8 protein-coding genes are annotated in these 15,401 nt (G+C 55.5%); 1 reads left to right on the forward strand and 7 read right to left on the reverse strand.

Annotation, left to right across the window (positions count from 1 at the left end; genetic code table 11):
- Positions 1 to 528: 528 nt before the first annotated feature.
- Together B152_RS0104840 and B152_RS0104845 are read right to left on the reverse strand one after the other, a co-directional pair.
- Positions 529 to 1,044 carry a GNAT family N-acetyltransferase gene (locus tag B152_RS0104840; protein ID WP_020591263.1) on the reverse strand — a complete coding sequence of 172 codons (516 nt, stop codon included), beginning with the start codon at positions 1,042 to 1,044 and terminating at the stop codon, positions 529 to 531.
- On the reverse strand, positions 1,041 to 1,502 hold the full coding sequence (locus B152_RS0104845) for a rhodanese-like domain-containing protein (RefSeq protein ID WP_020591264.1): 462 nt from the start codon (positions 1,500 to 1,502) through the stop codon (positions 1,041 to 1,043). Before B152_RS0104845 ends, B152_RS0104840 begins: the two co-directional genes overlap by 4 nt.
- 176 nt (positions 1,503 to 1,678) lie before the next feature.
- On the opposite strand from B152_RS0104845, the gene ftrA reads away from it, so the two are divergent.
- Positions 1,679 to 2,755, forward strand: a complete 1,077-nt coding sequence (gene ftrA, locus B152_RS0104850; RefSeq protein WP_157230847.1) for a transcriptional regulator FtrA — start codon at positions 1,679 to 1,681, stop codon at positions 2,753 to 2,755.
- A 132-nt stretch (positions 2,756 to 2,887) separates the two neighbouring features.
- Here ftrA and B152_RS24980 read toward each other — a convergent pair whose 3' ends face one another.
- The 5 genes from B152_RS24980 to B152_RS0104875 all read right to left on the reverse strand — a co-directional run bounded on the left by B152_RS24980 (position 2,888) and on the right by B152_RS0104875 (position 15,041).
- The gene (locus B152_RS24980) at positions 2,888 to 4,912 is read right to left on the reverse strand and encodes a sensor histidine kinase (RefSeq protein ID WP_020591266.1); all 2,025 of its coding nucleotides are present in this window, start codon (positions 4,910 to 4,912) and stop codon (positions 2,888 to 2,890) included.
- A gap of 12 nt (positions 4,913 to 4,924) precedes the next feature.
- Positions 4,925 to 6,136: an ABC transporter substrate-binding protein gene (locus tag B152_RS0104860; protein ID WP_211212127.1), complete on the reverse strand. Its 1,212-nt coding sequence runs from the start codon at positions 6,134 to 6,136 to the stop codon at positions 4,925 to 4,927.
- A 313-nt stretch (positions 6,137 to 6,449) separates the two neighbouring features.
- Entirely contained in the window at positions 6,450 to 7,274 is an 825-nt protein-coding gene (locus B152_RS24985; protein ID WP_020591268.1) for a substrate-binding periplasmic protein, read from the reverse strand.
- 131 nt (positions 7,275 to 7,405) lie between these two features.
- Complete coding sequence (gene pbpC, locus B152_RS22570) at positions 7,406 to 9,577, reverse strand: penicillin-binding protein 1C (protein ID WP_020591269.1); 2,172 nt, start codon at positions 9,575 to 9,577, stop codon at positions 7,406 to 7,408.
- A gap of 55 nt (positions 9,578 to 9,632) precedes the next feature.
- Complete coding sequence (locus B152_RS0104875) at positions 9,633 to 15,041, reverse strand: alpha-2-macroglobulin family protein (RefSeq protein WP_020591270.1); 5,409 nt, start codon at positions 15,039 to 15,041, stop codon at positions 9,633 to 9,635.
- Positions 15,042 to 15,401 lie beyond the last annotated feature (360 nt).

The raw sequence follows: 15,401 nt of genomic DNA on the forward strand, positions 1-15,401 counted from the left end.
GTGGAGCGGTGGAGCGCAGCCCCCCGGAATAGCTGACGATTAAAAGCGGATTGAGAATATCCTTATCCCTGCCCAGCACCTGAGAAAAGGAAGTTGGGCAATTCACCAGTGAAGAGGCCCCCGTTTCGCCCGGGCAACCGTCAACCTCGGAACAAAATACCAGCACCTTCTTTTGAAATCAGTGGTATTATAACCCCATGAAGAAAAGCACTCACTCAGAAAAAACTGCCGCAAATGCTCGCTTTGCCAGCAAAACGATCGGTGCCACCAGGGCGGCCAAATTTCTGGTTGTGGAGGGGCTGACCTTAAGCCCGAAATCAGCCCAGACTTTATAAAGAGCTTAAGGCAATCGGCCTAAAAGGTGACCCTCTGCGTCGGGCCATATCAGCACACTTCAAGGCAGCAAAGCGTGCATGAGCCGCTACAACTCTGTCAATCAGGAAACAATACTCCCCTGACAAACTGCATAGGCGACATGATCGAATAAAGGGCAAAGATAAAGGGTTCTTACCAAGGCTATTCAGACACCTAGCCAATCGAAAAGCGGAGCTTGTTTTGGGCTTTTGCGCCCAGTGCCTGATAGAAAGCAATGGCCGGGGCGTTCCAGTCCGGGGTTTGCCATTCCATGGTTTCCAGCCCCTGATCGCGGGCTTCGGCCTGTGCAGCCGCAAAGAGCCGTTGGCCCAGCCTCGATCCACGCTGGCCCTCTTCGATAAAGAGACAATCCATATGCAGATAGTCCTGCGCCCGCCAGGTGGAAAATTCCCGCGACAGCGCGACATAGCCCACCACAGTTCCCTGATCTTCCGCCAGATAGACCCACAGACGCGGCATGGGAGCAGAGAGGGCTGGGCCAATCCCCCGCTCAAAACATGCCGCATCAAATCCGGCCCCTTCAAAAGCAGCATGGGCGGCGCAGAGCCGGGAGAGAGCGGCAATATCACCCTCCCCCGCCCGGCGGATATTCACGTCTGATCCGGGCTTGTCTGATCCGGGTATATCTGGTCTGGGCAAATCTGATCCGGGCAAATCACGGCTGCTCACGCCTCAACCCCGACCGCGCCGATATCCACCAGACCGGGCTCAGTGTCCCCCGGAGCTGTCAGAGCGAAGCCCTCATCCAGCCAGCCGGTAATCCCGCCGATCATCATCTTGACCGGCAGGCCCAGCCGGGACAGCCGCAGCGCCGCCTTGTTCGCGCCATTGCAATGCGGTCCCGCGCAATAGACAACAAAGAGCTTGTCCTTGGGGAACTGCGCCATCCGCGAGCCGATCATCTTGCCATGCAGCAGGTTGATCGCACCCGGCACATGCCCCTTGGCATACATATCAGGACTGCGGACATCAACCAGAATAAAGTCCGGCTCCGCGCCTTTCTGTGCCGCCATCTCAAGGCTTTCATGGGTATCCCAGCAATCGGTCTCAAAGCCCAGCATGGCGGCAAAATGCTGCTGGGCCAGATCGGATGGGGCTGCCGGGGTCTGGGTTACGGAACTGGTCATGATGAACTCCTTGGTCTGGACGCTTCGGTCTTGGGTGAATGCCCCATATAAACCCGCTCGATGAAAAAACGCCATTGGCGTTAATGACAAAGACTGGTAATATTTCGCCAAATAACTGGAAACTGATCTACAGCCCAGAAAACCAGCCCCTTTTCTCTGACCTTCAGCGATTTTCCATGCCGCCAGTGACTGACCATTTGGATTTCACCTCAAAAGACACGCTGAAAGAACGCAGACAGCAGGCCCATCCCCTTGATGATCTGCCTCAACAAGATCGCAACAGCCAGGACCCTGGACTTGTCGTTGTCATTGCCTATGACGGTCTTTGTACCTTTGAGTTTGGCATTGCGGTTGAGGTCTTTGGTCTAGCCCGTCCCGAGTTTGATTTTCCCTGGTACCGCTTTGCCGTGGTCTCGGCCGAAGGTAAAAAAGTTCGGGCAACGGGCGGTATCATGGTCGAGGCTGATGCGGGGCTGGAGCTGTTGCAACAGGCCCGCACCATCATCATGCCTGGCTGGCGCGACCGGGCCGAACAGCCCCCTGCTGCCTTGCTTCAGGCCATTGCGGCGGCTTCACAACGCGGCGCACGCTGTCTGTCGATCTGCTCCGGCGTCTTTGTTCTCGCCGCGGCGGGTATTTTGCAAGACAAACGCGCCACCACCCACTGGCGCCACATGCCGCATCTCAAGGAGCGCTTTCCCGACCTGCAGGTTGAAGAAGACGTGCTCTATGTTGATGAAGGCTCGGTGATCACCTCTGCGGGCAGCGCTGCGGGGATTGATGCCTGTCTGCATCTGGTACGCCGGGATTTTGGCAGCGCCGTTGCCAATAGCGTGGCCCGGCGGCTGGTCACACCGCCACACCGCGATGGTGGGCAGGCACAGTATGTCGCCGCCCCGATCCAGCAACGCCCGGGCCAGAGCATGAGCGCGGTGATGGACTGGGCCCGGGATCACCTGTCAGAACCGCTGGATATCTCGGCACTGGCCAACCGCGCCGCCATGAGCGAACGCACCTTCTTGCGGCGCTTTTGCGAAACCGTCGGCAGCCCGCCCATGGCCTGGCTGCAACGCGAACGCATGTACCGGGCCCAGCAGATGCTTGAAACCTCGTCCTCTGCACTGGATGACATCGCCGAAGACTGTGGCTACCGCTCGCTCGAGACCTTTCGCGTCGCCTTCCGCAAGCTGGTCGGCACCTCCCCCGCCGCCTACCGCAAACGCTTTGCCCAAAAGGAAAAGACAGCGCAATAAAAGACAGCAGAACCAGAAGGAATAGATAACGGAAACGCTTTTATGCTTCAGCTTAAATGAAATGTTCCGGCAACAGCGTTCCCAGATCTTGTGAAATTTTGCCCGGAACAGAGCAGAACGGAACAGAAAGCCTCAATGCACCATGGCTACAGCCGGGGCGATCTCCTTGCCAAGCACCCGTTCACCCGGGAAGATCAGAACCACTTCGGTGCCAACGCCGGGGTTGCTGCGGATGTCGATCTTGCCGCCATGCATTTCCATCATGTTCTTGGCCAGCGGCAGCCCCAGCCCGGTGCCCCGGCTGCTGCCATCATAAGCGCCCTTGACCATGCCAAAGGGGGTCAGGGCGGTGACCAGCCCCTCGTCATCCATGCCGATCCCGGTATCGGTGACCGCCAGGCAGAAATGCCCCTCACCGTCCCAATAACGCGACAGCATGACTGACCCATTTGCCGGTGTAAACTTAACAGCATTACTCAGCAGATTGACCAGGATCTGCTTGATCAGACGGGCATCGCCCCAGAAGCGCATCGCCTCTTCTTCGCTGTCGAGCTCAATCCTTATTCTGGCTTCCTGAGCCTGGAAACGCACCATCTGTACTGCCTCGTCCAGCGCCTGATTGAAATCAAACGGCGCCTCGTTCATTTCCAGCCGTCCCGCCTCGATCGAGGAAATATCCAGAATATCATTGATGATATCCAGCAGGTGTTTACCGGAAAGTCCGATGTCGCGGACATATTCCTCATAGCGGCTGTTGCCCAGCGGCCCAAAGGTTTTCATCTGCATCACTTCGGAGAAGCCAATAATTGCATTCAGGGGCGTGCGCAGTTCATGGCTCATGGACGCCAGAAACTTGCTCTTGGCCTGGTTGGAGGCTTCCGCAGCACCGCGCAGATAGGCCAGAATACGGACCTGTTTGCTGATTTCGCGGAATATCAGACTGACCAGCAACAGGAAAACCCCCGCGCCCGTCAGGCTCAGGATAGAAACGATAATCCAGGTGGTTGAAAGCTCGTCGCCCGACCGGAGATCAACCTGTTTCTGGCGGTTTTGCTCAAACTGGACAAAGCGGGCCCAAGCCCTTTCAAAGTTGCCCGAAAGAACATCCAGATTTTGTTGCAGGCTTCTGCGTTGTAACTGCAAGAACAGGTAATCCCGGCGCAAGGGATAAAACCCGTCTCCGGTAACATGAATGGTCTGGTGACGCTGATCAATCACATAACCCGTACCGAAAAGCGACTTCATCAGCCCCTCCAGCTCGGTTTCCCCGAAAACAATCCCGTTTTCCCCGGCCAGATTAAGCGCCACCATATCGCGCTGTAGACGCTCCAGAGCCGGTTTCAGCTTGTTGTCCTTGATATCAACCAGATGATCATAGTTATCTTCACCTGACAGGACCTCAATCAAACGCTGTACATCCGCCAGTTCCCGCTGCAAATTGCCCCAGGTTCCCCGGATATAGCGGATGTGGGTATCGACCAGTTCATGGGCCATTTTTTCCGCCTCATCACCTGTGGCTTCCTGGTATTTCTGAATCTGTCGGGCAGACACGATCCGTTCACGCCCAACCACCGCTGTCAGAATGCCATGCATGGCCGTAATTTCGCCGCGGACCTTTTCCAGTGACTTGCGGCTTTCGATATCATTCAAGATCGGTTTATAGGCTTTGCGCCAGCGGTGAACCTGGTCAAGCAAGGTGACAAAGCCTTCAGCAGAACTGCGCAGCGCCAGGCCACCGCCCCTGTCACTTTCCCCGTCATCATCCAGAAGATGCAAAAGGCTGTCGCGGAAATTTACAACCTGCTCCGGCCCCCCCTGCTGCTGGACAACCCCTTCCGGGTTAAGAACATCATTGATTGTCGCCCGGCTCCGGCTGAACAAAAGCCTGATCTGGGCGCTCTGGGCAGCAAAGCCGACCTTTTCCGCCGTCCTGTCTGCCAGTTCTTTTTGCTGGCTGAGAACACCCCAGCCCATCAGAAGGTTGATCGACAGGGCAGTCACCAGAATCAATCCCACCAGAGCCCACAACATCCGGTTAACCTGTCTGGCCTCCATGTTGGGTGTTTCGGCTTTCCCCGGCAAGGCAGAGCCTCCAACAGCCGAAGACTGTTCGGCAGGCTCTCTTTTCGGAGAAGGATTATCTGTCCCTGGCTTCATAAGGATCCCGTCTCAACGCGGAAGGAAAGAAGATATTTGTGACCAGTCAAAAGGGACGAACTCCCCGTCGACAAAAACTGTCGGCCAGACTTCATGACTGGCCTGATGCTCCTGCTGATCTAAATAGAGTGCATGTCCGGTACCGATATCAAACCTCCCAAGCTTTTCCAGTGCGTCAACGATATTATCCCGATTTGGCTCTTCTTTTAGGCTTTCCAGGGCCTTGATAAAGATACGGGCCGCGATATACCCCTCCAGACTGCCAAAAGACTCAGGTTTCCCCGGCGCATGTTCGGCCAGAGCCTTGTGGTAGTCCCGGACAACAGGCACCAGCAGGTCTTTGGGATGGGGAACAACCTGGGTTACGATCACCCCCCTGGAATAATCCACAGTCTCGTCGTGCTCTATTTCAAATGTTGTCAGCGCGTTTCTTGCCGCTTCACCCTCCTGCGCAAATTCGTGAATAGCCATCGGCTCTTCTGTCAACTCGCGCGCCAGCGAACTGCTGCCGACAAAAGAAACATTCAGAAACAGAGCTTTTATTCCTGCATCGCGGGCCAGATGGATAAAGCGTGCACTCGGCGCATAGGCCCCAACGATAATCACGGCCTTGGGTCTGGGTTCAGCCAGCAGAATATCTGCCAAGGCATTTTCCACAGCCAGTGTATTGCGTTCATAGCGTGCGTGCGTGATTGCCGCCGGGGAACTCAGGCCATGCTGCATCAACGCGGCAACCCCTCCAACATATCCAGCATCTCCATAGGAATCCCACTGGGTAAAAAAAGCGACCTCCTCCGGCTTGACCCCACCTTGTTCGATCAGGGCTTCAACCATGGCCGAGGTTTCCTGAGCATAACTGGCCCGATAATTGACGATGTAACGATCCGGCGGGTTCTTGCGCAAGCCCCCGGCACCGCTAAAGGGCGCAAAAAACAGAACCTTGGCATCATTCACTATTGGCAAGGCGGCGATGGCCGTTGGTGTTCCGACATTGCCGATAATTGCCAGAACATTTTCCTGATCAATAAGACCATGAATATTCGGCACGGTACGCACAGGCTCATAACCATCATCCAGGGCAACCAGGCGAAGTTTTTTTCCCTGAATCCCCCCTTTTGTATTTTGCTCAGCCAGCCCGATCCGCACCCCCAGGTACATATTTTGCCCCAGATCCGCGGCAGGTCCACTCAGAGCCGTTGACATCCCCAGCTTGATTTCTCTCACAAGACTTTCTGGGCCCTGATTTTCTGGACCCTGACTTTCTGGACCCTGACTTTCTGACCCGTCTGCCGCTTTGGCAAACGAACCTGTCAGGAAAAAAACCACCAGCCACAAACTGCACAAGAGCTGTGTCATTCTCGTCACAGAAAAAAAATTCAAGGTGTCTGGCTGCGTCATCACTTTATTTATAAAGATGAACTTATTGCTTGATCCTAGTATCGCATATGTTGATATGCAGTTAACTCCTGCCAGAATTACTCAAAAGAACAGGCTCCTGTCAGAAAACCCTGACCGTGTGATCCTGCTTTATCGACCTTCAATTTACCAGATCCAGTGTGTCTGTTGTCCGGGCAACATAACCTTTTGTTATTTTATCAATTTCTCCCTGATCAGCGAGCCCCTGCAAAGTTACATTGAACTTTTCCCTCAACCTTTCCGACCCAGGCAAGCTCCGGGGAAAGATTACATAACCCTGATCCACACTGACCACAGATCCAGCGGCTATAACCTGATCTCGCTGTTCACCAAGATGTTCATGGCGGGCAATCTCGGCAACGATGATATCCTCGATGAAAAAATCTGCCCGGCCATTGAGCACCATCAGCCAGCAGCTTTTGATAAAGGGAGGACGGATACGCCGGATTTCTTTTGCGGCATGCATCCGGTCCAGTTGCTCCAGACCGCCATAGTGATGCGGCAGACATTCGGTCAAACCTGACAAACCCGACAGATCTGACAGATCTGACAGGCTATCAAATTCAACTTCAGCCTCGCGGCGGACAAATATCCTGCTCCGCCATTCAATCACCGGGTCACTGAACAGAAAAGCAGCTGACCTGACATCCGTGCGCAAATAAGGGAAAGTAGCAGCAAAATCGCCTTTTTCTGTCAGGACATAGCCTCTCTTCCAGGGCAGGAACTCAATGGAAGCTTCCAGATCCATCCTGGCAAAAACAGTGCGGACAACCTCGGTTACCAGACCGCCGCCTTCTTGTTGTTCTGCGGTAAAGGGAGGATAGTTTCCCGTAACCAGCTTCAGTTCACCCGCCTCGCCCTGCGGGGAAAAACAGACAGGAACAATCAGCGCAAAACTGCCCAGAAACCGGGTAATCTGCACAGATAGGCGCGGGATATCAAACATGGTTCTCCACGATCATGAAAGGCTGTGACTACAATTTTATCCTTGTAAACAAGCCTAGCCGGAAGACCTTTTAGATTTTGTTAAATGCCAAGACCACCCTGCTTCTGCGCTCCGCAGAACCTGGTCGCTCGTCACAAAGCCGGAGCAGAACGCCGCAATACGCTGGCAGCTTCCCTGACAAAGCGGACATAGGTTGTATTTTTCCGCCCCGAGGCATCCACCAGTGTGATCTCGGTAAAGCCGGGTCCATCTGGTATCAGCCGGGGAGTAGTTGAAAATCCCTGAACCGCTTCTGTCTGGAACGGACGACCGTTAATTATCCAGCGATAGGGACGGCTCCCCCCTTCAGCCTCGAGGGGAATTCCCCGCCCGGCCAGCTCCACCATATCCAGCGGGATCTCGGCCCCGGGAAGGGGAAAGAGAATACGCGGCCCCGGGCGACTTCGCTCCCCCCGGTCTGCCAGGGGCCTGTCGATATACTGCAGTCCCGGCGGCAAATTCGGGTTTTCCAGTGAAACAGTGACCAGTTTGGTTTTCGTCCTCCCCTCCCGGTTTTCCGGCAGGGCATCAAAAACCTCGAACATCAGCGGCGCAGCGGTTTTATAGCCGTAATGATCAGGATTAGGTGTTCCATCAGGGCGACCGATCCAAACTCCCACTGTAAAGGTTTCGTTAAACCCCAGCGCCCAGGCATCCCGGAACCCGTAAGAGGTCCCGGTTTTATAGGCGACGCTCTTCGCCTTGCCCGAAGCTGCAAAAACCGGGCGGTCAACCCCCAGCAGGATTTGGTGTATCTGGGCCCGGGCTTCCGACTTCAACAACGGACCATCTGGCTGTTGTTCCATAAAATTTTGCAGATCTTCCGGACCATAGACCAACGGGCGAACCATTCCGTCATCCGCCATTGCCGCATAAAGTCGCACCAGATCCTCCAGCTGCATCCCCACACCGCCAAGGGCAACTGGCAAGGCGGGTTGACTGTCATCAGGGAAATGCATCCCGATCTTGTCACGGCGTAACCGTTCTACAAAATTGACCGGACCAAGTCGTTCCAGTAACAGAACTGCAGGAACATTGAGCGATTTTCTCAGGGCGTCAGTCAGGTCAACCTCGCCGTAATAGCGGTCCTGGAAGTTCTTTGGCACATAGGCACCGAAGGGACGCGGTGCGTCATTTACACGGCTGGCGGGATGGGCAAGCCCGCGTTCAAAGGCCAGACCGTAAATCAGGGGTTTGAGGGTCGATCCCGGCGAGCGCACCGCGCTTATCATATCCACCTGCCCCTGGTTTTCCTCTGATCGGAAGTCGGCAGAACCGATATAGGCCCGAACTTCCCGGGTGGCATTCTCCACCACCAGTACCGAGATACTCACCGCTGGCCCCAAATCGCTTGCCCCCCGCCTGACGAGCTGCTCAAGTCCCTGTTGCAGAGCCCCGTCAAGCGTGGTCTCGATCCGGTTTTTATCCGGCTGGCTCCGCTGCATCCGTTCCGCCAGAAGCGGGGCAATAAAAGGCTGATCAGATCGCCCCCGAGGCAGTCCCTCCGCCAGCAGGCGCGTCAGATGTCCAGCCTCAAGCGTTAGAGATTCCGCAACCCGGGTCAGCACCTTGTCTCTTGCTGCCCTGGCCGCAAGAGGATGTCGATCCGGTCGCAGACGGGTGGGCGACTGCGGCAAAGCCACCAGCAATGCCGCTTCCGTTGGGGTCAGATTCCGCGGGGGACGCCCCAGCAGTACCTGTGCCCCGGCTTCCACCCCTTCAACATTGCCGCCAAAGGGGGCCAGTGTCAGATAGATCGACAGGATCTCTTCTTTGTTGTAGTGCCGCTCCAGCTGCAGCGCCCGGGCCATTTCAATCAGCTTGTTGGCAAGGGTACGCGGACGGGGCTCAAGCAACCGCGCCGCCTGCATTGTCAGGGTCGAGGCACCGGAGACAACCCGGCCAGACCCCAGCATCTGTCCGCTGGCCCGGAGCAGAGCCAGCAGATCAACACCGGGATGCTCATAGAAACGCTTGTCTTCATAAGCAACCAGCATTGCCAGATAACCGGAATCAACATTGCTGCTCAGCACCGGCAGGCGAAAACTTTCATCCTTGCTCAGGTAATAACGCAACGGCATTCCCTGACGATCCACCACCACCCGGGCCAAGTCCTGGTAACGGGCCAAATCCGGCGGGAACAATCGATCAAGGATTGCCGCTCCCCCGCCCAGCAGAAGGCCAAGCAACAACAGCACCACTGCAGAAACCTGCAATCGCCTGATCAGCTTCTCGATCCACTGGAACCGGGGTAAGGGCAACATTCCTATTTATATCTCACCATTCAGATTGTTTACCTGTCTCATTTTTTCCCCGAATTTATTTCTCCACCGTGATCCCGGCCATTTCACCCCGGGCGTGGAATTGAGGCTGATACATGTCCTCGATAAACACACCGGGCTGGACGAAGCGTCCGGGTGTTACAGCCCTGACGATGTAGGCCAGCTTGAAAGTCTGGTCGCCCCAAAGGTTGATCGCCGCGACATAACGATCATCGCGCGCCATGACAAACTCTGTAAAACTCAGCTCCCCGAGAAATTCCAGCTCGTCCGCATTCCGGCCATTACCGATTGCCGAATTTTCGATTTCAAACCCGGCGGGCAAAAGATCCACCACCAGGGCCTCGTGCCGGCTATCGCCAAGAACATGACCTTCAATTTCCACGACCAGCAGATCGTTCTGCTTGAGCTTCTCCGGCTCCAGATATTCTCCGTCCATGCTGTAGTAACGGCGCTTGATCCGGAAACCTTCTTCCACCGCGGGCAGATCAGCGCTCGGCACGCCCCGGATGGAACGGATAACCCGGAGACTGCCCTCGCTACTGTTGATCACATCAAGCTCCTGTGCCATCTGCTCAACTTCCCGACGCAGATAAAGCGGCGCCCGTCTTGGCGACTGTTCTTCGCCGTTCAACGTTACCGTCATATCGGTTTGTGGTGCTGTTGCCATGGCATGGGTTGCCTGTAACAGCCAGGCCTGTTCCTGGGTGCTGAAATAGCGCCGCTTGGTAAAGATCTCCTCCACCGCATTGCCCATTTCCTGCATTTTCTGGGTATCGTCCAGATTTTCACTCATCAGGGCCAAAAGAGCTGCACCATCGCGCAGATCCGAGCCATAGTCGTGATACCACTGGTTCCAGGGACGCTCGAAAGTCATCGCCGACGCAAACAGTTCGCCCGCCCGTTCTTTTTCCCCGGTAATGGCCAGAGCCGCCGCCAGCTGCCCCTTTGCCAGACGGGTTTCAAGGTTTCCGGCGTTCTGTTCAGCAAAATATCGCACCTCACTTGCCCGGACATCACCTGTCCGCGCCAGCACATAATACCCATAAGCCTGGGTTACCAGAACATGAGAGCGCGGATCAGGAGAGTAACGGTCCTCCAGATAGCCTTTCAGCCAGGTTCGGGTCAGATTATAGGCCGCGGTCGGAACCTCGTATCCCTGTTCCCGGGCCCGTGTCAGGAAGTCAAAAGTATAGGCCGTCAGCCAGGGCTGGGCCGATCCAAAACCATGCCAGGTGGCAAAACTGCCATCCGGGCGCTGGCGCTCCAGTACCCGGGCAATGCCGCTGTCCACTTTGAACCGCAGGTCATTCCGGTCGAGGTCCTGGTCCCACTGCTCTGCCACATCGGCCAGATACAGCAACGGCAGGCTGGCACTCACGGTCTGTTCCGTACAGCCATAGGGATAGTGGTTCAGCTCCTCCAGCAGTCCCGGCACGTCAAAATCAGGACGGGTCGCCAGGGTCACACTCATCTCGGCAGTTCCAGGCAGGTAACTCTGGTTGCCTTCCTGATTGAGATTAAGTTTTTCCCCCGGTTTCAGATAGCTGACCAGACGATCGGTTACAAAAGGCTGTGCCGCACGCACGGCAATGTCCCATTCCCGATCAAATGACAGCGCCGGCGTTTCTGGATCACCGACCTTCTCTGCCGTCACCTGCATCGATATTTTGGCATCCCCGACTTTCTTGCCGCGCAACGGCAGTACGATATCACGTTTCCCGCCATCCTTGACGATAAAAGGGGGAATATCAAAGGTTGTCTTCTGGCTTGCCGTCTCCACCACACCGGTCTTGCCGCTGTTCGACAGCTCTACGCCATCGCTATAGTTAAAGCTCACCATCAGCTTCTGATCACCGCCGGAAAGGTTATGTACGGACAGGGTTGTCTCGGCTTCATCTCCCGGTGCAAGGAAGCGTGGCAACAGTAAATCGGCAACCACCGGATCGCGCACGATCATGTCGGCTGCATCAGATCCAACAGCATCACTGCTATAGGCAACGGCCATCAGGCGCAACTGCCCGGCAAAGTCCGGCAGCTCCAGCGTGATCACACCCTGACCTTTAGCGTCAAGCTCGACATCGCGTTCGAACAAAGCAACCGTTTTGACCGTGCGGGTATTGGTGCCTTTGGTGTTTTGCAGGGCAACACCGTCCCCCCCGCTGCGCAACTCACCCAGGGCGCCTTCTTCGCTGCGGATCAGACGGCCATAGATATCACGGATATCCAGCCCCAGAGAGCGCTGCCCGAGGAAATGTTTCGCCGGATCAGGACTTTGGTACCCGGTCAGCGCCAGAATGCCCTCATCTACCGCAGCAAGCACCACCCGAACGGAACCCGAAAGCTTTTCTCCCGACAATTTTTTAACCTGCAGCGGAATATCGATGCTCTGGCGAGGCAGGGTTACTTCCGGCGCGGTTATCTCAACAGCCAGCTCACGGTTCTTGCGCCCGATCGAAAACCATTCCAGCCCCATGGCCCGGATCGGCAACAGCGACACCTTCCCGGCTTCGGGACGGAAAGCCGTGACCATCACATAAGCTCCCGGGCCCCAGTCATCTTCAACGTCGATCTCGACTTCAGAGCCCTCGGCATCCAGATCAATAACCTCGCTATAACGCAGGCGCTCGTTCACGACCGAGACCAGCGCCTTGCCTTCGAACGGGGCACGAACAAAAGCCTTGATTGTCTTGCCCGGCTCCAGATCTTTTTCAGAAAGGGTCAGCTCCAGCTGATCCGGTGTATTCGGCTGATCAGAAGCAGACCACCAGCCCGCATAAAAGCGATAACTTGCCGTAGAGGTTCCATCGGCATCCCGGATATCCAGGCGATAGCGACCATAGCCCAGTGGCTGGCTGATTTCGGCCATCCCGCCTTTATCGCTGGTCACTTCTCCCGCCGCAAAGGGCTTGTCATAATAATCACTGCGGGAATACCAGGAACCGTTCTGCCAATACCAGTTATAGTCGTACAGTTCCTCGACCCATTGATAGGCGATCTTCCGGCCCTCAAGAACCTCACCTTCTCGCGACAGGGCAAGAACATCAAAGACCGCCTCTTCGTTTTCACCAAGACTGCCGGTGAAACGGGGTTTAAGACCGACTTCGACCTCGCGGGGACGAATGGGAATGCGCTTGATCCCGGTAACCGGGCGGCCGCCGCTGTCAAAAATACTGCCCATAAAAACTGCCTGGAGCGGGGTTGATACTTCGGGCATCCCCTCAAGGTTCCGGCTGATAGAGGCCTTGCCTGCCGCATCTGTTCTAAAGCTTTCGGTCGTAAACTGATGGGTTACAAAACCTTCCTGAATTTCGCCAAACTGGTAATCCTTGTAAGCGGGATAGGGTGTCGGGTTGGCCTCGATTGAAAAGGCCAGCTCCCCTTTCAGATCAGCCGCGGGCGGACCAAAATAGAATTTCCCCTCAACCTGGAACTTGGCAAGGCTGTCAGCTGTCAGAAACGCATCGGCGTTACTCAGCTCGACCGCCATCCGCTGCGGCACAAAGTCTTCCACCTGAAATCCTACCGAACCGAGAATGCTGCTATCTTCGCCCAGATGGGCTGTGACCTGCCAGGTTCCCGAACGCGCCGCGCCGGAAATCGGAATATCCAGTCCCAGTCCCCCTTGCCCGTCGCTGGTGATGGTTTTTTTCCACAGTTCGACACCACCGGGGCGCATGACCCGCAGGGTCAGGGGAACATTCCCGGCCGCTTTGGCTTCGGCATCGCGCAAAATGGCAGACAGCCGGACCGTTTCACCCGGGCGATAAACCCCGCGTTCGGTAAAGAGAAAAGCATCCATCGACTGCGGTGCCTGACGGCCGGAAACCCCGCGTTCGCTCAGGTCCAGTGCCGGACCATCAAGCTGAATAAAGTTATAATCCCCCTTTTCACTGCGGGCCGTCAGATAGGCGGGGCTGTTCCCGCCCTTGCCACGCAGCAGTCCGGGCGCAAAAGAAACCATACCCTGATCATCACTCTCAAGCGTGCCGAGGATCTCGTTGTTTCGCGCAACAAGCTCCAGCGTTACATCCTCCAGCGCTTCGGCACTTTCCAGCGAGCGGGTGAAAACATGCAGCCCGTCAGCTCCGGTAAAGCTGGTCAGCCCAAGATCAGATACCACCAGCCACTGGGTCGCCTGGGCTTGCCAGCGCGTTTCCTCATCGCGATCTGCCGGGCTTGCCACCAGCGCATAGATCCCCGGCTTGCGGGCTTCGCTCTTGGTCTCGAACAGCCCATCAAGCGGGATATTGGTCACCACTTCCCGGTTTGCCTGGCTGGCAATTTCTACAGTTCCCTGCCAGACCAGCATCCCGCTGTTATATTCGATCTCCTGCTCCATATAGGCATTGAGGTCACTGCTCAGCAGCCCCTGAATCAGAACCGTATCCAGATTGCGGCTGCCAATACGATAGAGACTGAGCTGGACATCATCGTGATTGACCGTCTTCAGAGGCACAACATTGTTGCTTTGGGCAGGAAGCACATAGTTATCCCGGCCCAGCAGGATGCGCGACCGCATATCTCCAACTTTGAAAGACCGGGTTGTCGCCTGATAAAGCTTACCGCCTTCCTCACCGGGAAGACCGGCCTTGACCGTAACTTCATAGGTCTTGCCAAACTCCAGTCCGTTGAGGCAGATCCGCTCGCCAGCGACCGAAATGTCCAGATCGGTTTCTTCGCTCAGGCTCACATAGTCTTCGCCGTGAAACGCCGGGTCACGGGGCAACAGAGCCGAAAAGACCAGACAGGCATTGGGCTGCGCTTTTTCCAGATCGACCGCAATATTCACAATTTTCAGATCATAGCGTTCGAGCAGGGTTTGATACCAGTTCTGCATCGACTCATTATTCGCAAGCTCAAGCCCTTTTCTAAAGAGATTAAGCCCCAGTTTGGAATCTCCCTGGGCAAGCGCTACTTGTCCCATGGAGAAAATAGTTGATGCCGTTTCTATGGCATAGCTGCTCAGTTCGTATGAACGATAAGCAGCTCCCATAGCAGCCTCATAGTTGCCTTCCCGCAGATACTGGTGGTACAAAGCCGCCCAGTTCGGCAAATGATCCGGATACTCAACCGCCCTGACCTCGAAGTGATATCCACTTTCCCAGCCACTGTCCTGATCAGGACTGATCATATCAGCATAGAGATCGCTGCCGCTCAGCTTCTGCTTGCGCTTCTCCTTGTCCTTGAACCGGGCAACCAACTCTTTCAGCGTGCGCTCCAGCTTGCGGGCCTTGTCGGAATAATCAGGCACAACAAAATCCGGATCAATCAGTGATGCTTCTGTCTCGCTGCTCTCTACCGCCGCCACCGTTTCAGGTACGGCTTCGACTTGGGCATGAGCCACAGACAGCAGTCCACCCCCGCCTGGAACCGCAAAAGAAACCAGAACGGTCATCAGAAAAAGCACAAAAAGCGTGGTCAACCTGCCAGCCTGAGAATATCGCATCGAATTTTTCCTGTTTTGCCCTGCAGCAGGGTCATATCTGGATGTAGCAACGAAGAACGAACCGGAATTGGCTCACAAAAGTGGTATCACCAGGAAACAAATCTGCCTGTGATCAACACAGCTGTGATCAGCAGAAAAACAGATCCCGACTGGTAACTCGTGTGACCGAAAACCAAAGAGTGATGAAAGAATGTGACTGTAAAATGTTACAATCGAGACCTTTTACACGTCATGGGCGATTCCGCCCAGAGACAAATAAGCCCGATGGTATTTTTTATTCCGAATATTTTGAACATACCCTTACATCCCTCCGGCAAGTCAACCAGTCGGGTAGAGACATTTCCAGCCTCTTGCTTATTT

It is taken from the genome of Kiloniella laminariae DSM 19542, from assembly GCF_000374005.1.
Classification (GTDB): Bacteria; Pseudomonadota; Alphaproteobacteria; order Kiloniellales; family Kiloniellaceae; genus Kiloniella; species Kiloniella laminariae.